Source organism: Oryzifoliimicrobium ureilyticum, from assembly GCF_037199735.1.
Taxonomy (GTDB): domain Bacteria; phylum Pseudomonadota; class Alphaproteobacteria; order Rhizobiales; family Rhizobiaceae; genus Rhizobium; species Rhizobium ureilyticus.
Genome location: NZ_JBBBVQ010000004.1, coordinates 36,988 through 57,612, shown reverse-complemented (window position 1 = coordinate 57,612; position 20,625 = coordinate 36,988). Strand labels below are relative to the sequence as shown.

General features: G+C 58.3%; 26 protein-coding genes and 1 pseudogene. 5 read left to right on the top strand and 22 right to left on the bottom strand.

Annotated elements, in window-relative coordinates:
• Positions 1-106: 106 nt before the first annotated feature.
• Positions 107-616, bottom strand: coding sequence for a hypothetical protein (locus VQ830_RS07510; protein WP_337267465.1), 510 nt, complete (start codon positions 614-616; stop codon positions 107-109).
• Positions 617-678: 62 nt separating this feature from the next.
• On the opposite strand from VQ830_RS07510, the gene VQ830_RS07505 reads away from it, so the two are divergent.
• The 4 genes from VQ830_RS07505 (at position 679) to arsK (ending at position 3,368) form a co-directional block, all read left to right on the top strand.
• Complete coding sequence (locus VQ830_RS07505) at positions 679-1,296, top strand: TetR/AcrR family transcriptional regulator (RefSeq protein WP_337267464.1); 618 nt, start codon at positions 679-681, stop codon at positions 1,294-1,296.
• A 75-nt stretch (positions 1,297-1,371) separates the two neighbouring features.
• Positions 1,372-1,605 (top strand): hypothetical protein, encoded by a 234-nt coding sequence (locus VQ830_RS07500; protein ID WP_337267463.1) that lies wholly within the window; start codon positions 1,372-1,374, stop codon positions 1,603-1,605.
• A gap of 205 nt (positions 1,606-1,810) precedes the next feature.
• Positions 1,811-2,167, top strand: a complete 357-nt coding sequence (locus VQ830_RS07495; RefSeq protein ID WP_337267683.1) for an ArsR/SmtB family transcription factor — start codon at positions 1,811-1,813, stop codon at positions 2,165-2,167.
• A 19-nt stretch (positions 2,168-2,186) separates the two neighbouring features.
• Positions 2,187-3,368: an arsenite efflux MFS transporter ArsK gene (gene arsK / locus VQ830_RS07490; RefSeq protein WP_337267682.1), complete on the top strand. Its 1,182-nt coding sequence runs from the start codon at positions 2,187-2,189 to the stop codon at positions 3,366-3,368.
• Positions 3,369-3,864: 496 nt separating this feature from the next.
• Here arsK and VQ830_RS07485 read toward each other — a convergent pair whose 3' ends face one another.
• The 13 genes and pseudogenes from VQ830_RS07485 to VQ830_RS07425 all read right to left on the bottom strand — a co-directional run bounded on the left by VQ830_RS07485 (position 3,865) and on the right by VQ830_RS07425 (position 13,636).
• Positions 3,865-4,119 carry a type II toxin-antitoxin system prevent-host-death family antitoxin gene (locus VQ830_RS07485; protein ID WP_337267462.1) on the bottom strand — a complete coding sequence of 85 codons (255 nt, stop codon included), beginning with the start codon at positions 4,117-4,119 and terminating at the stop codon, positions 3,865-3,867.
• A gap of 81 nt (positions 4,120-4,200) precedes the next feature.
• Positions 4,201-4,299 (bottom strand): annotated as a pseudogene (locus VQ830_RS07480) (arsenical resistance protein ArsH); the annotation flags it as partial.
• A gap of 48 nt (positions 4,300-4,347) precedes the next feature.
• The gene (arsC, locus tag VQ830_RS07475) at positions 4,348-4,770 is read right to left on the bottom strand and encodes an arsenate reductase (glutaredoxin) (RefSeq protein ID WP_337267461.1); all 423 of its coding nucleotides are present in this window, start codon (positions 4,768-4,770) and stop codon (positions 4,348-4,350) included.
• Between the two features lie 37 nt (positions 4,771-4,807).
• The gene (locus tag VQ830_RS07470; RefSeq protein WP_337267460.1) at positions 4,808-5,392 is read right to left on the bottom strand and encodes a class I SAM-dependent methyltransferase; all 585 of its coding nucleotides are present in this window, start codon (positions 5,390-5,392) and stop codon (positions 4,808-4,810) included.
• Positions 5,393-5,699: 307 nt separating this feature from the next.
• Positions 5,700-6,527: a hypothetical protein gene (locus VQ830_RS07465; protein ID WP_337267459.1), complete on the bottom strand. Its 828-nt coding sequence runs from the start codon at positions 6,525-6,527 to the stop codon at positions 5,700-5,702.
• Positions 6,528-6,876: 349 nt separating this feature from the next.
• Entirely contained in the window at positions 6,877-7,314 is a 438-nt protein-coding gene (locus tag VQ830_RS07460; RefSeq protein ID WP_337267458.1) for a glyoxalase superfamily protein, read from the bottom strand.
• On the bottom strand, positions 7,311-8,702 hold the full coding sequence (locus VQ830_RS07455; RefSeq protein ID WP_337267457.1) for an MATE family efflux transporter: 1,392 nt from the start codon (positions 8,700-8,702) through the stop codon (positions 7,311-7,313). The genes VQ830_RS07460 and VQ830_RS07455 overlap by 4 nt, the downstream gene beginning before the upstream one ends.
• A gap of 201 nt (positions 8,703-8,903) precedes the next feature.
• A complete protein-coding gene (locus VQ830_RS07450; protein ID WP_337267456.1) occupies positions 8,904-9,131 on the bottom strand; it encodes a hypothetical protein in 228 nt (75 codons plus the stop codon).
• Between the two features lie 121 nt (positions 9,132-9,252).
• Complete coding sequence (locus tag VQ830_RS07445) at positions 9,253-9,801, bottom strand: glyoxalase superfamily protein (RefSeq protein ID WP_337267681.1); 549 nt, start codon at positions 9,799-9,801, stop codon at positions 9,253-9,255.
• 307 nt (positions 9,802-10,108) lie between these two features.
• Positions 10,109-10,366, bottom strand: coding sequence for a YjhX family toxin (locus VQ830_RS07440; protein WP_337267455.1), 258 nt, complete (start codon positions 10,364-10,366; stop codon positions 10,109-10,111).
• A gap of 217 nt (positions 10,367-10,583) precedes the next feature.
• Positions 10,584-12,116 carry a S41 family peptidase gene (locus tag VQ830_RS07435; RefSeq protein ID WP_337267454.1) on the bottom strand — a complete coding sequence of 511 codons (1,533 nt, stop codon included), beginning with the start codon at positions 12,114-12,116 and terminating at the stop codon, positions 10,584-10,586.
• 181 nt (positions 12,117-12,297) lie between these two features.
• Positions 12,298-12,672, bottom strand: coding sequence for a hypothetical protein (locus VQ830_RS07430; RefSeq protein ID WP_337267453.1), 375 nt, complete (start codon positions 12,670-12,672; stop codon positions 12,298-12,300).
• 139 nt (positions 12,673-12,811) lie between these two features.
• Positions 12,812-13,636 (bottom strand): SDR family oxidoreductase, encoded by an 825-nt coding sequence (locus tag VQ830_RS07425; RefSeq protein ID WP_337267452.1) that lies wholly within the window; start codon positions 13,634-13,636, stop codon positions 12,812-12,814.
• Positions 13,637-13,745: 109 nt separating this feature from the next.
• On the opposite strand from VQ830_RS07425, the gene VQ830_RS07420 reads away from it, so the two are divergent.
• On the top strand, positions 13,746-14,636 hold the full coding sequence (locus VQ830_RS07420) for a LysR family transcriptional regulator (protein ID WP_337267451.1): 891 nt from the start codon (positions 13,746-13,748) through the stop codon (positions 14,634-14,636).
• Positions 14,637-14,678: 42 nt separating this feature from the next.
• Here VQ830_RS07420 and VQ830_RS07415 read toward each other — a convergent pair whose 3' ends face one another.
• The 8 genes from VQ830_RS07415 to VQ830_RS07380 form a co-directional block, all read right to left on the bottom strand.
• Positions 14,679-15,272, bottom strand: coding sequence for a hypothetical protein (locus VQ830_RS07415; protein WP_337267450.1), 594 nt, complete (start codon positions 15,270-15,272; stop codon positions 14,679-14,681).
• 83 nt (positions 15,273-15,355) lie between these two features.
• Positions 15,356-15,817: a GNAT family N-acetyltransferase gene (locus VQ830_RS07410; protein ID WP_337267449.1), complete on the bottom strand. Its 462-nt coding sequence runs from the start codon at positions 15,815-15,817 to the stop codon at positions 15,356-15,358.
• Between the two features lie 95 nt (positions 15,818-15,912).
• Positions 15,913-16,203 (bottom strand): type II toxin-antitoxin system RelE/ParE family toxin, encoded by a 291-nt coding sequence (locus tag VQ830_RS07405; protein WP_337267448.1) that lies wholly within the window; start codon positions 16,201-16,203, stop codon positions 15,913-15,915.
• Positions 16,196-16,462: a type II toxin-antitoxin system ParD family antitoxin gene (locus tag VQ830_RS07400; RefSeq protein WP_337267447.1), complete on the bottom strand. Its 267-nt coding sequence runs from the start codon at positions 16,460-16,462 to the stop codon at positions 16,196-16,198. Before VQ830_RS07400 ends, VQ830_RS07405 begins: the two co-directional genes overlap by 8 nt.
• 178 nt (positions 16,463-16,640) lie before the next feature.
• Positions 16,641-17,162: a hypothetical protein gene (locus VQ830_RS07395; protein ID WP_337267446.1), complete on the bottom strand. Its 522-nt coding sequence runs from the start codon at positions 17,160-17,162 to the stop codon at positions 16,641-16,643.
• A gap of 84 nt (positions 17,163-17,246) precedes the next feature.
• The gene (locus tag VQ830_RS07390) at positions 17,247-17,951 is read right to left on the bottom strand and encodes an SDR family oxidoreductase (protein WP_337267445.1); all 705 of its coding nucleotides are present in this window, start codon (positions 17,949-17,951) and stop codon (positions 17,247-17,249) included.
• A gap of 102 nt (positions 17,952-18,053) precedes the next feature.
• The gene (locus tag VQ830_RS07385) at positions 18,054-19,118 is read right to left on the bottom strand and encodes a hypothetical protein (protein ID WP_337267444.1); all 1,065 of its coding nucleotides are present in this window, start codon (positions 19,116-19,118) and stop codon (positions 18,054-18,056) included.
• 230 nt (positions 19,119-19,348) lie between these two features.
• A complete protein-coding gene (locus VQ830_RS07380; RefSeq protein WP_337267443.1) occupies positions 19,349-20,413 on the bottom strand; it encodes a hypothetical protein in 1,065 nt (354 codons plus the stop codon).
• Positions 20,414-20,625 lie beyond the last annotated feature (212 nt).

Genomic DNA, 20,625 nt, shown 5'->3' with positions numbered 1-20,625 from the left:
GCCATCTCGTGCATTCGGACAGATGCAGAAAGGACGCGCCAGTGCTTTGACACCACACATCGGCCCTTCGAAACTCGATCCCGACTTTCCGGCCGATGCCGTAGCGTCAGCGGGTCAAGACCTGCGGTGCTGCCAGATCGGCTTTGAAAAAGCGGCTGGAAAGATTGAGATTGCGTCCGACGGACATGCCGGCAAAGAGGGCCCATATCGCGGCGGCCGCCACTTGCAGCAGAAGATTGCCGGCAGAGACCGTGCCCGATTCGACGAGATAGTGAAGACAAACCTCGAAGAGGAAGCTGGACAGGATGATGACAAACATCATCACGTCGCCCGGCACGGACAGCGTTCCCGCAGCCCGGTCGACGGAGATCGTCCAGCGGCGCACATGATGATAGCCCACCATGATCCCAAGAACAGCGCCGGCCACCCCGGCAAGAAGACTGGAAGGGTGCACGAACGGGAACAGCTCCATAAACCCGCGCACACCGACCACGACCATCAAGAACGGCATGATCAAAAGTCGGCCGATGCGAATGGTGCGCGGATAGCAGCGCGATATTCCCATGGAGAGTAGAACGAGAAAGGGGATGTAAACGTGCGGTGGGATATGCGGCATTGTCATTTCCCTTGAAAATGAATATAACCTAACACTGTTAGAATTAAGCATCGGGGGTCTTCTTGTCAAGCCAGTCCAAGCCGGCGCGCTATCATCATGGAGACCTGCGGGCTGCCCTCCTGAGGCAGGCGCGCGCGCTTTTGGAGGCTGAAGGGCCGGCGGCCTTATCCATGCGCGAGATCGCCCGGCGTGTTGGCGTTGCGGCACCATCGGCCTATCATCATTTTCCAGGGCTTGATGCCATTGCCGTCGCCCTGGCCGAAGAAGGCTTTGCCGAGCTTGCACAGCGGCTTGACACCGCCCCCACCAATGACAAAGGCCAACTTGCCGGGACCGGCCTCGCCTATGTCCGCTTCGCACTCGACAATCCCGGCCTTTATCGCATGATGTTCGGCGAAGGCTTCACAGCCTCCTCGCAAGAGGGTCAGAGCTTGAAGCAATTGCGGCAGCGCGCCTATGAAAGGGTGCTCTCGGGCCTCCGCAAAAGATTGCCGGAAGAGGAGGTCGAGACGGCGGCGCTTTTCCTGTGGTCGCTGGTTCACGGCCTTTCCCTGCTGATGGTCGATGGGCGTATCGAGCGGCCGGATGATTCCGAGGCCATGATCATGTCCGTGCTGCGCCTTGCCGGTACCGGTCTGCCGAGTTCGGTAAACCCGCCATCGGCAAACGATCCCCATTGACCGCGCGGCCATTCGCCGCGATAGGGAGAACGCGCGTTTTCAGGCGCGATAAGACATGACATCAGGAGTAAAGCCGTGAGCGGACCCAGCGTAGCCGAAGCCATCGAGCGCATCTATCAATCGCTCCAGGCAGACAATGCCGACATCGACACCCACATTGCTACGCTGAAAGCCGCCTTGGCACGCGAAGGCGTCAAGGAAGCGGTCTTCGATCCGGCAAGGCTCGTCCAGAACAACCGCTCCGGCCGCAAGCTCATGCAGGCCTATTTCCGCCAGCGCGGCGTGACCGTGAAATTCGCCGGCGCCTGAGCCCTGATCTAACGCAGCCAGATCGAAAGACCTTCCGGCGCGCTACCGGTTTAGCGTTTCAATTGCCCATGAGGCGGCGATATCTTCTCTTCCGTCATGGCCTGGACCGCGTGCAGCAGCCCCTCGCCCTTGTCAAAGGCTGCGAGTCACTCTACGGCACATTCCAATATTTCAAGAAGTATTGGAATAAGGGATGGGCCAGATGATGGATGAGCGCATGGCCCTCGTGTCTCTTGCCGCCCTTGCGCAGGAAACGCGCCTACGCATCGTTAGGGCGCTCGTGGTGGCCGGGCCGGACGGCCTGGCGGCAGGGCAGATTGGCGAGCGTATGGGCGTATCGGCAACCAATGTCTCCTTTCATCTCAAAGAGTTGGAGCGCGCAGGGTTGATCTCGCAGCGGCGGCTGTCGCGCTCAATCTATTACAGCGCCTGTTACGAGCGGCTGGGAGGCATCGTTAGCTTTTTGATGGAGGATTGCTGCGCCGGCCACCCCGCTGTGCGCGGCAGCATCGAGCAAAGCGCCGGCTGCGGCAAAACCGAAGGAGGCAAGGCATTTGCCTGATCCCACCATCTCCGCGCGCATGGTTGCCGCGCTCGGCCTGACGCAGATCATCGGCTACGGCACGCTCTATTACAGCTTCAGCATCCTCGCGCCCGGCATGGCAAGTGACCTTGACTTGACGCTCTCGCAGGTCTTCGGCGTCTTTTCTGCGGCCCTTTTCGTGGGCGGCCTCTCAGCCACCTATATCGGGCGCCAGATGGACAGGATCGGCGCGGCCGCCATCATGACCGCTGGATCGGCCCTTGCGGCATTGATGCTGGCGCTCTGCGCCGCCGCGCCGTCGCTAGCCACCTTCGCTATTGCCACCGTCCTTGCCGAAATTTGCGCCGGCATGGTGCAGTATCAGGCAGCCTTTGCCGCAGTTGTTGAAAGCAACCCGCAATCAGCGCCGCGCGCCATAACCTACTTGACGCTGATCGGCGGCTTTGCCTCGACGCTCTTCTGGCCGATCGCAACGGCGCTTTGCACCCACCTTACCTGGCGGGAGATCTATCTCATCTTCGCCGCCCTCAACTTCTTCATCTGCATGCCCATTCACTTCTGGATGATGCGAACGGCGAAAGCAAAATCTGCGGCCGGCACGGCGACACACAAGAGGCAGATCGTCATCGGTGCGATCCCGGCGCATCTGCGTTATCGCGGCATGATCCTCGTTTCCAGCGCCTTCGCGCTCACCGGCTTCACGCTCACCGCCATCCTCGCCCATATGGTGCCCATGCTCGGATCGCTCGGGCTGGGCGGCGCGGCTGTTGTGATCGGCGCACTCTTCGGCCCCGCTCAGGTGCTGAGCCGTTTGATCAACATGGTTTTTGGAAAGAGGCTTTTGCCGCCAATGCTCGCCGTTCTTTCCGGCGTACTGATCGTGAGCGGAACCTTGATACTTCTCATCTCCGGCAGCTGGTTGCCGGGAGCGGTTGCCTTTGCCGTGTGCCTCGGCCTCGGCTCCGGCATCAACAGCATCGCGCAGGGCGGCCTGCCGCTTTATCTTTTCGGCTCCGAGGGTTACGGGGCGATTACGGGAAAGATGGCAGCCGCCCGATTGGCGGTCGGCGCCGGGTCTCCCTTCGTCTTTGCCGCGACCATAGAGAAAGTCGGCCTCGGCTCCGCCCTCCTGGCCAACGCCTGCCTCGGCTTCATCGGCATCGCCGCCTTCATCGCGGTCATGCTCTCCTGCCGGAGGCAGTCGCCGGCAGCCGCCTGAACGACACTCCCGCCGCAAAGCCGACATAGGGAACCGTTGCCACAATCCTGATTGCAGCTTCACGGCCTTGGTTTGGTTAATCAGTGGATTGTTCAAACGTTGGAGGCGTTGAGCCGACCTGCTCGAACCGCATCTGCTAGACGCTTCTTTATTTCTAGAAAGAATTCTTTCGGAACAAGGCCGTAGTCACAGCGAGAGGGATCGTTTGGCAATGGCTTGATACGGTCCGAAGGCCAGCCAAAACGGTTAACTTCACTTAGTCGGACGTAATTGATATCGTCATCCAAACCCATTGCCTGGCAGACATCTTGGGGTATCTGCAACGATTGGTCTTCCTCCCCAATATCCGGGAATGAATGAGTAATCGGAACAACCGTAACTATACCTGTCTCACGTGAGGAAAGCACGATGGCGCATGGTCGTTCTTTCCTAAAATGGTCTCTATGCCAGGTATAATCGAACCTGATCACGAGACCTGGAACAGGGTCAGGCAGTTTCACTGAGAAATTACGCCATATTCAGCGTTCTCGATCTCCGTGAGGAGTTCGTCATCGATCTCGCTGACATGAAGCACCTCTACTTCTTGTCGCTTGAGACGGTTGAAATGTTCGAGCTCCTCTGCGCTGATATAGGCGCCCACAACACGGTTGTGCGATGTGACTTCGATCACACCGGCCTTGTGGACCATTTCGCGCACCTGCCCAAAGCGACGAGAGAAATCCGATGCGGGGATTTGAAGCGCTGTACGCATAATCCATCTCCTGATTATCACGTAAAATACGTATTTTACATAAAATATCAATGCAGAAGATCGTATGCAGGTTTCCAAAACCTAGATCGAACCGAGCGCCACGCGCTTTTCCAGCGCGGCCGCCGCTTCCTTGCGCTCGCTATAGCGGTCGGTCAGATAGGACGAGGCATCGCGTTGCAGGCAGGATTCTTGACTGGCAAGCCTGCCTCGCGCAAAGCCGGAAACGTCTCACCCAAGAGGCTTTCCCTCCGGATTCAAAACCTCCTCGCCATCTTCCTTGAAGAACGGCGCCTTGAAGGTCTCGGGCAGGATCTCGAGCACGCGCTCCGACGGGCGCGCAAGCCGCGTGCCGAGCGGCGTGACGACAAAAGGCCGGTTGATCAGGATGGGCGTTTCGATCATCGCCTCGATCAATGCCGCATGGCCGAGTGCCGGATCGTCGAGACCGAGCGCGGCATAGGGCGTGCCCTTTTCGCGGATCGCCTCGCGCACCGTCAGCCCAGCATCGGCAATCATCCGGGCAAGCTCTTCACGCGATGGCGGATGCTTGAGGTAATCTACGATCGCAGGCTCGATCCCCGCCGCGCGGATCAGCGCCAGCACGTTGCGCGACGTGCCGCAGGCTGGGTTGTGATAGATGGTGACATCCATGTCGGTGCCTTTCGAAGGTAACGCTAAATAATTCCCATCATTTGACGGCGGTTACCGCCAGCCACTCTGTCGACTTTCGGTCATAGGCGCTTCCCAACCATTGGTCTTGGCTCAGTTCGCTCCATGGCGCGGCAGAGCGCCAGAGCGACATCAAATCCTCCGGCGGCAGAAAGTTGTAGCGGCGCTCAAAGGCATCCGTAGCTTCACCGTCTCCGGTCTTGAAGCTGGCCCAGACCACGCCACCATCGACCAGCGCGCGGTGTATCTTTGCAATGATATCGGCAAGCTCGGTTCGCGCAACATGCGTCAGGCTCGCGCAGGCATAGATGCCGTCATAGGCCGCAACGGCATCGAGTTCCTCAAAGAGCATGGTTCTGACCGGCCTTCCGAGCTGACGCGTCGCAATGGCGGCGAGTTCGGCAGAGCCATCGGTGGCATCGAGATCAAAACCCTCACCGATGATCGCGGCCGCATCGACGCCGCCGCCCGTGCCCAGTTCCAATATACGTCCGCCGGGTTTGCAACGCGCCAGGAACGCGAACAAGCGCGGATCAGGGCTTTTCTTGTCGCCGGCATAGGCCTCGGCATTGGCATTGTAAAAGCGCAAGGTCTCGTCGGTCATCGCAGGTCATCCTCCCAGTCATCATGTCTGCCCGCCGCAAAGACTAGTATATAATTCCCACTGCAGCGCGAGCTTGTAGTATGAGAACATACCAAACTCTCCGACTTTGACGGTGTATGCAGGGCTTCAGCAGTCGTCGTAATCAAGTAGATCACTAGACGCTTCCTTTAATAAGGAGCCTGTCATTAGAGGATTTGTCAGCTTGTTGTCTTTCGTCTTGCTGTCGCGATGATAACGAGCTCGTCTCGCCGCTCGTCAAAGCGCTTCTCGTAATCCATTCTCGTTCGCCCGCCGCTCCCCGTTATTCTCACTGCCCTAGGTCACCGTCGGCGGGATCTTCATCAGCGTCGGCCAAGATTTCTTTGTCGAGTTCAAGTTTTTTAATAAGGCGCTCAATTTCCTTTTCGCCCACAGTTCCGCGTACAATCAAACGAAAACTTGCGCCGCTTTTTGATAGTATACCGGTGGTCAACTCACGCTCACCTACCATGAGAGATATTCCTTTTTTGGAATCCGTGGCAGCGTCGAGAGGAACCACCTGTCCGCCACGCTGTCCAGAAGCGTTTGTGAGAAAATTAGAAAAGGCTTCATCCTTAGCCATTTCTGCCTCCTCTATCTTGTACGTATCTTCCGGGACTGTGAACCGAATAGTGTCATCAAAGACCCGCAAAAAGCGTGGAGCAGAATCATCCGTAAAGCCGTGCTCGAATTTCAGGTCACTTATCGCGTGGCTATCATCTGGACGTCCTTCACGCCACCGCTCAGCAAACTCCGCTATTAACTTAGGTTTCAATGCAGCTTCCGCCATATGTTTTTGCCGCATTCCAGGACGGTCATCCACAATAATCCGCCACCCCAACTCGCTTACCTTGAGCTTGCGACCCTCCCCGCTTCCTATGTCCTCTATAAGGCCAAACGCAAGAAGAGCTGCAGCCGTCTGGAAGGCACCGCTGCTTTTAGCGCCGTAATTCCAGTCAGCCGCCGCGTCAGACAACCTAACCTCGAATCGCTTCGCTTTAGCGTAAAGTTCGCGTGTGCGCTCAACCGCTTTTTCCAAACCTATGAAAGGGAAGGACGGTCCACGCTCCCGCTCCCTCTTCATTCCCACGCTTATCTTATTTTCGTCGCCGGCCATATCTGCCTCCTTGAAGATAGGAAGTTAGATAGCCTGTCTTGACGCGGTTGACAAGGATAGGAGACAGGCGTAGTTCTTGATCGTCGACAACGACTCAAGAGGAACGGTTGCGATGACAAGGAGAAGAGTTGCTCTACCCGAAGCACGGCTCACGGCTTCGGGACGGGATAAATGAAGAGGCCCCACAACCGGCCGGGTTGCGGAGCCTCAAAGTGGGCCACAGTTGGAAAACTAAGGCGATGGTGATCTTATCACCGTCGTTTTCATTTGTGAATCCCCTTCCGGAGAGAAAGCCAGAGCCGTATTTTGCCCACGGCAGCAAGCCACCTCCGTTCCGTGCAATACCGGCTTAGCCCCCTCCCAAAGCGCTCACCAAGAGATGCGGCGCACCGTCCGAGGTCTTAGCAATCGACCTCCCGTCCTGATCGACCACGCCGCGCACCGTCCGGCGGATGTTGGAGAAACTTTCGAAACGCACAACATCCACCGGCTCATCGAAACGGATCGTCAAGGCGTAGTGCGGGCCGGTTTTGGCAAGGGTGGTGACAACACCCTCGAAGGTCTGGCCGAGATAGCGTCCTCGCACTTTTTGATGGAGGGAAAAGGCCGGCGACGGGCCGGCCTTGGCAAGGCGTGCCGCGAGCGTGTTCCAGTCACGCGCGCCCTGTTGCCGGGCAATCTGTTCAAGCGCTTCGGAGTGACCGACGATAACACCCTCCGCAGCCAGCGCCTTGCGCAAAGATTTTGCCAAGGCTTTCGCCTGTTCGATGCTGGTCGGATCCGTCATGGCGCCACGCCTGTCTTCAGCCCGAGGCCCGGCGCATGACGCGCCTTCAGGACGCCGGCAAGGACGAGCGCCGCGACCATTGCGGCCATGCCGTCGGCCAGCGGATAGGCAAACCAGACGGCCGCCACACCCCGCAAGGCCGCCGCGCCAATGATGAAAGCCGGCAGGAGAAAGAGCGGTTTGACCAGCGTCAAGAGCGCCGCGCGGGCGGGCTGGCCGATCGCCTGGAAGTAAAGCCCGAGCACCAGAACAGGGCCGGTGAAGAGATAGAGAAGGCTCATTGTCCCCAGCATATGAGCAATAAGATCAATGACAAAGGGATCGTCACCGAAGGCTGCGCCAAGTCCGCTGCCCGCACCGATCAGAAGAAGTTCGACGGCAAGGCAGTAAAACAGCGCGGTGAGTGCCGCGATCCGCAGCACCGCATCCGAACGGGCCAAAAGCCGCGCCCCGACATTGTTACCGACGATGCTTTGCATGGCGAGCGCGATCGCCATGATCGGCAGGAAAGCGAAGCCGAAAATGCGCGTGACCACCCCATAGGCAGCCACCTGCCCGGCGTAATCGTCGCCACCATGCATGCGAAGGCTGGCGATGACACAAGCCGCCGATAGCGCAATGCCGATGAAACTGAGGCTGACCGGCGCACCGAGCGCGAGGATGCTGCGCCAGTTTGCTGTCCAGCGGCTTCTCCAAAGGACGGCAAGCGGCAACATACCGCCTATGAACGGGCGAAGCGCGGCCAGAAGCAGAAGCCCGAGCGCCTGGGCGATCACGGTTCCCATCGCCGAACCGGCAACGCCGAGCCCGAGAAGCCCGACGAAAATATAGTTCAGAACAATATTGAAGAGGGTAACGCCCAGCGATAGCAGCGCCATCGGCCCTGCCTTTCCCTCATTGCGCCAGGCATCGCCGTGAAGGCCCAGCCAAAACTGGATCGGTGTCGCAAAAATCATGATCGCCAGGAACGTCCAGACCCTGTGGGCAAGAGGGAGATTGTCGCCGGCAACGCCGAGGGAAAATTGCCATCCGCAGCACGCAAAGATGAGAGTAAGGATCAGGGCGATCGCGAGGGCAAGACCATGCGCGCCGGCAAAGGTGTTGCCAGCCCCTGCCCGGTCCCCGGCGCCCAGCTGGCGCGCCAGAAGGCTCGACATGCCGCCGCTGACCAGCGTCGAAAGCGCGATGAGCAGCATCAAGACGGGGAAGGCAACGCCCACCGCTGCCATGGCCTGCGCCCCCACGAAGTGGCCGAGAAAGAAAGCATCGATGATGCCGAGAAAGCCGTTCATCACCATGATGACGACCATGGGCATGGCCGTCGCGACAAAGATCCGGCCGGGTGACGCGGTCAAAAACCTGTTGTGGGGCGATATCGTTCGAGACATCACTCATTCCTCCAAAGAGGCATTTCGCTTGCAATGGGAGCCTGCATTGCCATCGACGAAATGCTTCGAGGATGAGAAACATCGGAAAATGCCGGGCTTCACCGTGACGTCAGTCTGCAGGCGGCAGGTGCTCGGAACCTTGCCCATAGCAATCATCAAAGCCGGCACTTGTCAATGAGCGGCGCGCGGCACCCACCCGTCTTACCCCCGCGGGTCGTCGGTTGTCCACTGGTTGTAGTAGCCGATCGCCCTGTCCTGCAGGCTGCGGAGCAGGCTCGGATCGTTCCATAGCGCCCAGACGCCGAACACCAGCGCAAGACCAAGGGCGATGCTGACGAGTTTTCTGAGGATGAAGGCGACGAACCATAGCACGGCAAGAGCCGCAAGGGCCGTCACCAGCAGGGAAAAGAATTGACTCGGCTCGCTCATATTCAACTCGTCATACTGCATCGGACCAGAAATCGGAATCGTTTTTCCTAACGCCCGATGCGCTCGTTCGATGATGAATGCTTATGCCGTGAATCTGTTCGAACGCAGGCAAAAGCATGCGCTATCGGCGCTTCAGCTCCATGAACCGGATGCGGTTGTTGAAGGGATCGGTGACCTGCAATTCGATCCGCCCATCCTCATCGTGAAGTCCTGGCTTCATATAGCGGTAATCCTTCGCGTGAAGCTCCTGATGAAAGGCGTGGATGCCGGTCATATAGACGCACATGTTGCCGCCAGGCGTCGCATCGCCTGAATGTTCCGATAGGTGCAGCCTGAGGCCGGCGCGCGAAATCTGCATGTAAAGCGGGTAGTTTTCGCCATAGCGGTGCTCCCAATCCACAGTGAAGCCAAGAAAGTCGAGATAAAACTCGCTGGCTTTTGCAACGTCGAAGATCCGAACGATGGGAACCGCCTGCTCGAAGGCGATCGTATCGCGGTCGCGTGCCGCTTCGTTCTCGCCGATCTTCGCCGAAAGGATGTTCCAGTTGGGCTCACCGAACTGCCGGGCGATGATCTCAAGCGCCTCGCTGTGCGTGATCGTCACATTGCGTTCGGCAAGCGCTTCGCGCATGGCTTTTGCCATGGCCTTTGAATCGCGATAGTCGCGCATATCCGTTTCCTTCGTTACGGCAAAACCTTCGTCAGCGCCCGCATTACCAACGCCTTTGCCCAACGGTTCAACGGTCAGCAAGGACTTGATGTGAGGCATTCGCCATACCCCCTTGAAGAGGGCGCGGGCTGCCGGCTGCCTCGGCCGGAAAGAAGCTTAGCAAGTCGCAACCCGGTTGTCAGCCGGCAATCGCAGCACGCGATATGAGAGAGGCTTCACCATCAGAGCCGGCGCGCCTTTGATCAGAATATCCGCCCTGGATCATAAATGGGAACAGGGGCGGCGGCCTCGCGCCGCCCCTGCCGCCTCATCGGTTGTTCTGCTCTGCACGCACAAGTTCAAGGCCACGCTCCGTGATGCGATAGGGCTGGCCAGCTGCAGAGCGGATTGCCCTCTTCTGCTTCAGCTTGCGAAAGGTGATGAGGTCCAGCCCGCCGAAGACCCAGCCTTCACGCGTGAAGAGCTTCAAGGCCTCTATCTTGCGAGCGTCATTGCGTGTGAGTTCGATCCTGCCGCCTTGCGCGAGCAGGTGAAGGATGCGCTGTTCGGTGCGCGAAATGTCCATGACTTTGATCCGAGTGATCCCGAAGGAAAACAAAAACAGTGCCGCGCGCAGAAGCTGCGGCGGGGCTAAAAGGGTTTTTGTTTTGGGCCAGCGGCCGAGCTTATCGGGCGCGGCCCTTCAGCGGGACTCAGAAGAGTTGAACATCAAGCCTCCAGAAATGGACAAAGCGACGATAGCGCAAATGCGGACCGTTCGAAAGAGGCAGCGCCACAAGCCGCTACTGCAAAGCGCCACCGACAGATTTTGAGACGACGCCGAGCGCCCAATCGCGCAAGTCCTTTTGATCGCGCTGCAAGCCCGTAAACTTCACGTCAGGCTCGTAAACCTGCCCGGGCTTTCGCGCGCGTGTGCGATAAACCTTCATCGGAAAGCTGATCTTACCCAGCTGCGAGGGCAGCTCCATGGAGCGAGTATCAAGATACTGCGTGTCTGCGTCTGTGGCCAAACCGAGATACTTTATTCCCGCGAAGAGCTTGAGATTATCCAGAAAATCGAGACAGGCGCTGACGCAAGCTCCATCCATCAATACGAAGATCTTCGCCTTGATCGGAACTGCAGGAACGAAGGCTGGGCATTGCTTGGTGGAAGGATCGCCCTGATGATACCAATAGGGCAAAGTTGAAGGATCTTCGCTGAATGTCTCGGCTTCAACGGTCTGTCTGAAATAATCACGTTTCTGGTCAAAGGCCGACTTCAGGCCGTCGATGACACCGCGGATCAACGCTTGGTTGGCATGATATCGCGAGTTTGCGGGATCGAGCCAGGTTTGCGCATCAGCAAGATTGCCCGCAGAAGCCCGCCAGTCGATCTCGATCGGCGCCTGCTTGCTTTCGCCGGCCTTGCGGAGCGTATCTTTATCGAAAAGCAGGTAAGTCAGTCTTTCGACGAGCGCGTCGGTGCCCCCGCGATTGCCTCTGACATCGATAACCAAGGCCTTCGATTCGGCCATGGTGTTTTGCATCTGGTTGATCTTCCGGAAGAGGTTTTCCATAGCCATCTTGTTATTCCCATCAGCGGAAAAGGAAGGGACCGCCAACCAGTAAATCCCGTCCATCGGTTCGCTCAGCGAAGGGCTGCCAAAGACCTCACCGTCTGCGTTTTCGAACATCCGCCAGGCCTGAGGCGTCAAATCTTTCCATTCGAGCTCAACGTCGAAAGCAGCTCCCTTGTTTGTGAAGCGACATGTCTGAAGTCGCGCAAAGAAGCTGTTCCGGCTGTAGAAGAACAGCTGACGAACCTCCCGATCAAACGACGCCTCGACTGCGGGATTTGCCCCAAACGCGAACACGCGTTTCGTCAAAAGCTGATCGACTGGCACACCGTCGCAAGCAACAAGTTCGGCGCCAACCGCTGGCGTCGTCATTGAGCTGCCGACAACCATGACTTTGCCGTAACGGCCGGCAACAACGAACTGAGGCCATTGAAGATCTGGCTGAGAGACGCCAAGGCTTATTCCAACATGGGGATCGCGGAACCCGGCAAAGAAAGCGTTCAGGATCAGTCGATAGTCGCTAAGGCTCGACACGTTCGGGAGCTGCGCGAGAGCGTGCGCATAACCATCGTCGAGCCATTGCCGGACATGCGCATCGTCAGGATCGATCGCGCCCGGATGGTTCATCTCAATCTGCTCATGCGCAAACGCAAGATCGGCGCGAGCTAGATCCTGCCACGGATTGGCGGCAGCAGCTTGGCTGAAAATAAGCAGGATTACGAAAAAGATTGGTGTGAAAATCGATCGCGTCAGCAGCATGATCAACCCATCGATCTCTGACAAAATTTATATGAACGGCTCGGCCGCCTTTCAGGCGTCGGGCGTGATGAAATTGATATCGCGCTCCCTTGAAAACATACGGGCGCACGCGCCGAGCCTAACGCGACCTTGGTCCCTTCGCAATGTGGCTTGGCTTAGATCGGCCGCACCTTCGGCGCGTTCACTCCGTCTTGTACGCCTCGGAACGCTCGGCGTAATTCCGGAGCCATTGCTCCTCGCGCTTTGCCCAGTTTTTCCGTCGTTGCTGTTTGTGAATTCCCCGCCAGACAAGGAGGATGAAAAGTGCGGGCAGCGCACCGATGGCGCCCATCAGCGGGATAACCCAGATAAGCTGCCGGTCGCCCGTGCAGCGTGCGAACGGACAGTCGAATTGCGCATAAATGATGCTGCCAATAAAGGCAAGCACGACGAGAACGAGGGCTAGGAACAAAAGAAACCCGATGGTCCGAAGCAAGAAAACTATGGTGCCTATCAGGAAATCGATCATCGCCCTGCGCCCTAGGTTGAACGGTTGGACGATATCGTACTCGGTCATAAGACTCCGTTACCGTCCTGGTGCGCTGATCCGGCCAAGCGCGATTGCGATTCCGCGCTTCGCATTGGCGTCATGGCGCTTCCTTTCCGGGCCTCGCCGTCACCGGCAGACCGATCGGCGCGCCATGACATACATTGCCTCAATCATCCATTGCGACCGTGATCTCTTTCTGCTCCTCCAGTTCGCGCAGCCGGTCGGTCAAGGCGGCGCGAATGGAGGCATAACTGCCTTTGCCGAGGGCGAGGCGGCGCGGCGCGGGGCTCCGGTCGGCAACCTGCAGCATGGCATCCGTCATCTTCTGCGCATTGCCGGTGATCTCGAAGGCCCCGCTCATCACCGCCTTGCGCAGCTGCCCGGCCGGCGTTTCCTCATAAATATCGGAGGGCTTGGCCATGGCGAGCCCGCGGCCGAAGTCGGTTTTCGCAGGCCCCGGCTCGATCAGCGTCAGCGAGATACCGAAGGGCGCAACTTCCTGGCGCACCGCTTCGACGAAGCCTTCGATACCCCACTTCGTTGCGTGATAAAGGCTGAAGGCCGGATAGGCGATCTGCCCGCCCTCGGAAGAGACCTGCAGGATGCGCCCGCCGCCTTGCGCCCGAAGATGCGGAAGGCAGGCGCGGATCAGCTGAATGGAGCCGATGAGGTTCGTGTCGATCTGATCGCGGATCTGCGCATCCGTGAGTTCCTCGGCAGCGCCGAACAGGCCATAGCCGGCATTGCTGACCACGACATCGATCCGGCCGAGTTCGGCAAAGGCGCGATCGACCGTGCTGCGGATGGCGTCGGTGTCGGTAAGGTCGAGCGGCGCGATCCACAGCCGCTCGCCGTGGCGCGCCTTCAGATCATCGAGCGCGCCGGCCTTGCGCAATGTCGCGGCCACGCGGTCGCCCCGCTCCAAGAGGCGCTCCGTCAATAGGCGCCCGAAGCCGGACGATGTGCCAGTAATGAACCATGTCTTCATCATCAATATTCTCCTTTTCCTCAGCGCCATAACGGCTGCTTGAAAAGAAGATAGTCAGACGTAATTGATGATACTATGCGTTCAATCTTGCATGAAGTGATGGCAAAATACCATGAATGAACAGGCTTCTCTCACCGAATTGCGCGCCTTTGCCGCCGTCATGCGCCATCGCAGCTTTCGCAAGGCGGCCGATGAGCTGGAACTCGCGCCCTCGTCCCTCAGCCATATGATACGCGGCCTGGAAGCGAAAATGGATCTTCGCCTCCTCAACAGGACGACGCGCAGCGTTTCCCCGACCGAGGCCGGCCAGAACCTGTTTGCGCGCATCCAGCCGCTCATCAGCGATCTTGACGCGGCGCTGGCCGAGGCCACGGATCGCGGCGAAGAGCCTGCGGGAACGCTGCGGATCAACACCAGCGAAACCGTGGCGCGCCTGCTGCTAGAAAAGATCGTGCCCACCTTCCTTGCCCGCCATCCGAGGCTCTCGATCGATCTCGTCAATGACGGACGCCTCGTCGATGTCGTCGCAGAAGGTTTCGACGCCGGCATTCGCCTGCGCGAATCCGTCCCGCAGGATATGGTCATCGTTCCTTTCGGCGGGCGCACCCGCTTCGTGGTGGTGGGCTCGCCTGCCTATCTCGGGCAAGCGGGACGCCCGCGCGTGCCAGACGACCTTGCCGAGCAGCGCTGCATCCGCCACCGCATGCCGAGCGGCAAGATGTATCGATGGGAGTTCGAACGACGCGGCCATGAAATCGAGATCGACGTGCCGGGCGCGATCACGCTCGACAGCATCACACTGATGGTCCAGGCCGCCGAACAGGGCCTCGGCCTTGCCTATGTGCCCATCGAAGCGGCCCGGGACGGCCTCGATAAAGGAACGCTGGAGACGGTTCTGAACGACTGGTGCCCGCAGATCGAGGGCCTGTGCCTCTACTACCCCGGCCGCCGCCACGTCCCCGCCAGCCTGCGCGCCTTCATAGCGCTGCTGAAGGAGTTATGAGCTGGTGCGCGGAAATATCGAGCTGCCGCCATGGTAAAACCTCTAAGGCTTTGGGGCGATTACCGGCTGGCACTCAGATCGAAATTCGCGTAGTGCCGTTCCCGGGACGATGGCCTCCATATAGACACCTGTTTCGTCGATCCCGCCGACCGAAACACTAACGGGAGGGGGTGTTTCTTCAAACAATTTTGCGATTGAATCAAACTCCTCTGGTGCCAGCGGAGGGGTGATGATGGTGTCGGGTTCGCCGGGAGGCACGTCAACGAACAGCGCTTTAAACCAGCCGATATTCGGCCCTATCCTCACGACATAGAACATCAAAGGCATTGTCGACATGGACGGATCAAAGACTTTCTTCTCATGTATTATCAAAGTACCGTCGTAGAGGCCGCCCTCGTCGAAGCGATCTCTTCGCGCGGGACTGGGTATTCGCGTTGACAACAGCAACTGCAGATGTGCGTCTTGAGAGCACGTCAAATAAAGATGAGCAGGAAGGTCGTCGGGACCATTAGTGGCAATTTCGATAGCACTTGTCAGATAGCCCGGAACGCCCTTGAGTTGCCGCCAGTCATGCTCCGCCAGGCAATCCCGCGCCAGCAAAAACGTTGTAAGGAGCAAGACAACCTTGACCTTCAACCCGCTAATTCCACCACCCTGTGCTACCGGCTCCCGCCCTCTCTCTGACCTCTCTATCGCCAAAGTCCCTGCTCAAACACCCCTCATACCAGGGAAAGGCGCATAAAGAGGCTGATGGGTGAGGCGTGGTAGGGCGCAAAGGCTGGGCATGGTTCAAAGCCAGCGCGCTGATAAAGCTGCTGTGCCTCGACATTGCGCACCCCAACCTCCAGCAGCATGGTCTCGGCATCGAGCGCCCGCGCGCGAACCTCCGCCGCCTCGACAAGCGCCCAGCCGATGCCCATGCCGCGGGCCGCGCTGTCCACGATCATCCGCTTCAACTCTATCGTGCAATCCCCGCGGTTAAACAGCACGCACATGCCCAGCGCCAGCCCCTTACGCCGCGCAACAAGAACATCCGTCCCGGGCTTGGCCAGAAACCCCGCATCGATGGGGCGCCGATACTCCCCCGGGTAAAGCCGCGCCGCCACGGAATCGGACTGCTGCAACAGCGCGGTAACGTCCGGCTGAAGCGGGGTTTCAATACTGACGGAGATGGTGGGCATCGTGACCTAATTCAGGCATATCAATAAGTCCGAGTGTCTTTAATCGATCGGGAAACATCAGCAGCAGTGATGACGCCGGGATCGCTTCCCGGACTTCAGAGCTTTAGGCGGCGGACGCTTCGGGCATGCACCACCGCGATGACGAGGATACCGGAGCGGTCAATCTCGTAAAGAATGACATGGCTTTTATGCTCATGCCTGCGCACCCCCTTTCCGATCGCCGTTGCAGGGCGGCCCATATGTGGGTTTTCACTCAGCAACTGAAAGCAGCGCTCCATCTCATCCTTGTAAAGACGCGCCTGTCTCAATCCGAACTGTTCGATGCCGTAGACAAATATCTCCAGGATTTCGCCTTCGGCTCGTGCTGTCAGCCTGTAGCTAGTCACGAACGCGATCGCGCGCCGCCGCCAGGCGTTCGGCTTCCGCAAACAGATCATCCATGCTGCGGGAGCCTACGCCACTGGCGCGTGAATCCGCGACCAGCTGGCGAAGCTCCTCGAGCGTGAATTCCTGTCCACGACGAGCGCGATCACGGCGAACAAGGTCGCGCACATAATCGCTCGCGCTGGCATAATCGCCGGCCCGGATTTGAGTTTCGATCCATTCCTTCATCGGGTCGGGCAAGGAAATTGTCATCGTCGCCATACGAGAGGTCTCCTTCAATCTACAGCCAAGATAACAAAAAATAAGAAAAAATCACAAAAATTCTCTGATATGCAAATTGGCCTTGATGGTTGCCTCGCGGACTTCCATCAATGTTATGCGATGACCTATTGTCGAAAACCGCCTACCGAGGCTGCCTCAGTGTCGAACTTTCCCGCCATCACAGGCTGCTTCGCTTGCGCAAAATCCGGTGATTGGGCAGCGACCACAAAGCCAATGTGCAGAGAAACAGGACAAACATCCAAGGTTCGTAATTGCTGTTGAAGCAACTGGATGCACCGCCTTTGGTGAGCAACGCGCGAACTGGTGCAAATAGGCCTGCAATTTCAGGCCCGGGCGAGATGGCGACGCCATCTTTCGATGTCTTCAATGTAATGACGCCTTCGGCTTCAAGCACGCTCGGGATGAAACGGGCCTCCGCATCGAGCGCCGTGTGTACCAGAATGAATTTTGCGTCATCACAGTAATTGCGACGTGGCCAGATTTGGACAGCACTACGTTTGCTTGCCCGATATTCCGCGGATGGCTGCGAGCCTAAATCAAGACATTGCGCCGGCTCGCAGAGCCGAAATGTCGCCGCCTCGAAAGCCGCGCCGCGCCTCTTGTCCGCGTACCACAGCACCGAACCAATCACGAGGGCGATCAAAGATCCCCAGCGAAGACATAGAAACACAGTCTTCATCCGCCCTTCATCCTTCCGACGCGATCGGTCCTTCTTTCAGCAGATCAAGCGGCCACACATCGCTAGAGAGAAATGCCGCGCACCTCAAATCGAGCGCGTCACGCCGCCGTCGACGCGGATGTTCTGCCCGGTAATATAGGCGGCCCCGTCGGAGGCGAGGAAGGCGACCGTTGCGGCAATTTCTTCGCTGGTGCCGTAGCGCTTCATCGGCACGCCCTCGCGACGCTCTTCAGTGGCCGGCAGGCTGTCGATCCAGCCGGGCAGTACATTGTTCATGCGGATATTCTCGCCAGCATAGGTGTCTGCGAAAATCTTGGTGAAGGAGGCAAGCCCCGCGCGCGCCACTGCGGAAGTGGGAAACATCGAGGATGGCTCGAAGGCCCAGGCGGTCGAGATATTGATGATGGCACCGGATTTTTGCGCTTGCATGATCGGCGTCACAAGACGGGCCGGACGCACGACATTGAGAAAATAGACATCGATCCCCTTGTGCCAGTCCTCATCGGTCAGTTCGAGGATCGGTTTGCGCGGCCCATGCCCGGCGCTGTTGACGAGAACGTCCACCCGGCCCCAGTGCTGCATCGCCGCATCGACCAGTTGCTGAAGATCCTCGTTCGACTGGTTGGAGCCCGTCACGCCGATGCCGCCGAGTTCAGCTGCCAGGGCTTCACCCTTGCCGGAGGAGGAAAGGATCGCAACCTTGAAGCCATCCGCCGCCAAGCGCCGCGCGCATTCTGCGCCCATGCCGCTGCCGCCCGCCGCAACCACCGCCACCTTCTTGTCCGCCATCGTCATCTCCCATGCTTTGCTCATTGCTATCCTGGAATAGCACCGGCGAAGGATCATCGCACGGATGTTTTTTTCGAGCGCGGGAGACGCGCGCGGCAATACCTACCGCACCGGATCATCGGCGGGAAAGTGGATCCGCTCCCAAGTGCTGCCGTCGAAGCGCAGCAGGTCCTTCACTCCCATGACCCACAGCGCGTCCGTGACTGCACCGACCGCCGAAACGTCCTTGATGTCAGGCGTCAAGTCACAATGCACCTGTTCGATCTGATCGCCGTTCAGCACAAGAAGGCCGCGCGGATCAGAATAGCTCGATAGATAAAGCCGGTCCTGAAAGAGCGCCATGCCATTGATGTTCGGCCAGCCCGGCAGGCCGCGAAAGGCGTCGATCTCGCGAAAGCCGCTCTTGTGATTGCCGATCAGGAACGTGCCGTCCCGTCCCGCGGCATAGACCTCATCTTCGCTTTTGGCGAGAATGGAGATCAGCCCGCGATCCGTCTTGTCGGGCAAAGCTTGAATGGTCTTGCCGTCGAACCAATAGACCTGTTTCTTCTCGCTGGCGAAGTAGATGCTGTCTTCTGAAAGGCCGGAGAGGTCCCAAAGATCTTTAGATTCGTTTTTCAACCTTAATTCTTTTTCCTTATTATAGTTTTGTTGCGTGCGGTTCTCTTTAATCCTGAGAAACCCACCCATCATTCTTAGCTCCGACTTTGGATCCATTAGAGCATCAGGACCATCCAAGAATGCCTTATCGACGACCTGCCATGTTGCATCATGCTCACGCCTATAAACCTGTCCGCCGTCGCCGCAGGCGTAGAGATGCGCACCAACCTGTTTGATCTTCTGGAGATAGCCAAGCCGATGATCCCGCCTCAAAGGCGTCCGGTCCGGGATGATCACCTCACGTTCCTTGGTGGCGAAGTTGATGGCGACGCCCTTTTCCGACAGGAGATAAAGCACCTGATAATCCTTATCCGGCGCTTTGTAGAGCGTCATGCTGGACAGCGGTATGTCGAAGGTCTCGTAGGACCACTCGCCTGCATTGTACTGGCAGATGGCGGTGAAGGGTGTGCCGAGTTCCTGATCGTCAGGCGTGGTTGCGAGATAGATAAGATCGCGGCTCACCGCGCAGAGCCGGGTGAAGGTTATCTGCTCTTTCTTCGATGCCAATGGCTGCTCCTTCCCATGCGCAACGCCGCAAGGAAAGATAAAGGCGCGGCAGTCATCGACAAGGCCACGGCACCGGCTCGAAATCACAATGGCGTTGCCAGCCCGATGCGCATGTTGGTTCATCGGCGCGGTGGCCAACGGGAAAATGCCGATCGCGCCCGTGGCTCCTGCGGGCGAAGGATCATCGCACGGGTGCTTTTTTCGAGCGAAGGAGGCATGCGCGGCAATAACTACCTGACCGGATCATTGGCGGGAAAGTGGATCCGCTCCCAAGTGCTGCCGTCGAAGCGCAGCAGGTCCTTCGTTCCCATGACCCACAGCGCGTCCGTGACTGCAGCCACTGCCGAAACGTCCTTGATGTCAGGCGTCAAGTCGCAATGCACCTGTTCGATCTGATCGCCGTTGAGCACGAGAAGGCCGCGCGGATCGGCAAAGCTCGACATGTAAAGCCGGTCCTGAAAGAGCGCCATGCCATTGATATTCGGCCAGCCCGGCAGGCCGCGGAACGCGTCGATCTCGCGAAAGCTGCTCTTGTGATTGCCAACCAGGAAAGTGCCGTCCCGCCCCGCGGCATAGACCACGTCTTCGCTTTTGGCGAGGATGGAAATCAGCCCGCGATCCGTCTTGTCGGGCAAAGCGTGAATGGTCTTGCCGTCGAACCAGTAGACCTGTTTCTTTTCGCTGGCGAAGTAGATGCTGTCTTCCGAAAGGCCGGAAAAGTCCCAGAGCAGGTTGGAAGCATTGGCTTCGCGCAGCTGCTTAGCTCGCGCCAGATTTTCCGGCGTCAGGTTCTCGCCCTGATTCATAAGTCTGCTTAATAATCGCAGTTCCGATTTTGGATTGAGGAGCGCGTCAGGACCATCCAAAAACGCTTTATCGACGAACTGCCATGTTGCGTCATGCTCGCGCCTATAGACCTGCCCACCATCGCCGCAGGCATATAGATGCGCACCGATCTGCCTGATTTTCTGAAGATAGCCCAGTCGGTAATCTTTCCAAAGCGGTGACCGATCCGACAATATCACCTCACGTTCCTTGGTGTCGAAGTTGATGGCAACCCCATTCTCGTCTAGAAGATAAAGCACCCGATAATCCTTATCCGGCGCTTTGAAGAGCGTCATGCTGGACAGCGATATGTCGAAGGTCTCGTAGGACCACTCCCCCGCATTGTACTGGCAGATGGCGGTGAAGGGTGTGCCGAGTTCCTGATCGTCAGGCGTGGTCGCGAGATAGATAAGATCGCGGCTCACCGCGCAGAGCCGGGTGAAGGTTATCTGCTCTTTCTTCGATGCCAATGGCTGCTCCTTCCCATGCGCAACGCCGCAAGGAAAGATAAAGGCGCGGCAGTCATCGACAAGGCCACGGCACCGGCTCGAAATCACAATGGCGTTGCCAGCCCGATGCGCATGTTGGTTCATCGGCGCGGTGGCCAACGGGAAAATGCCGATCGCCCCCGTGGCTCCTGCGGGCGCGATCGGCATTGTTCGGCTGGCGGCAAGCGGTCTAA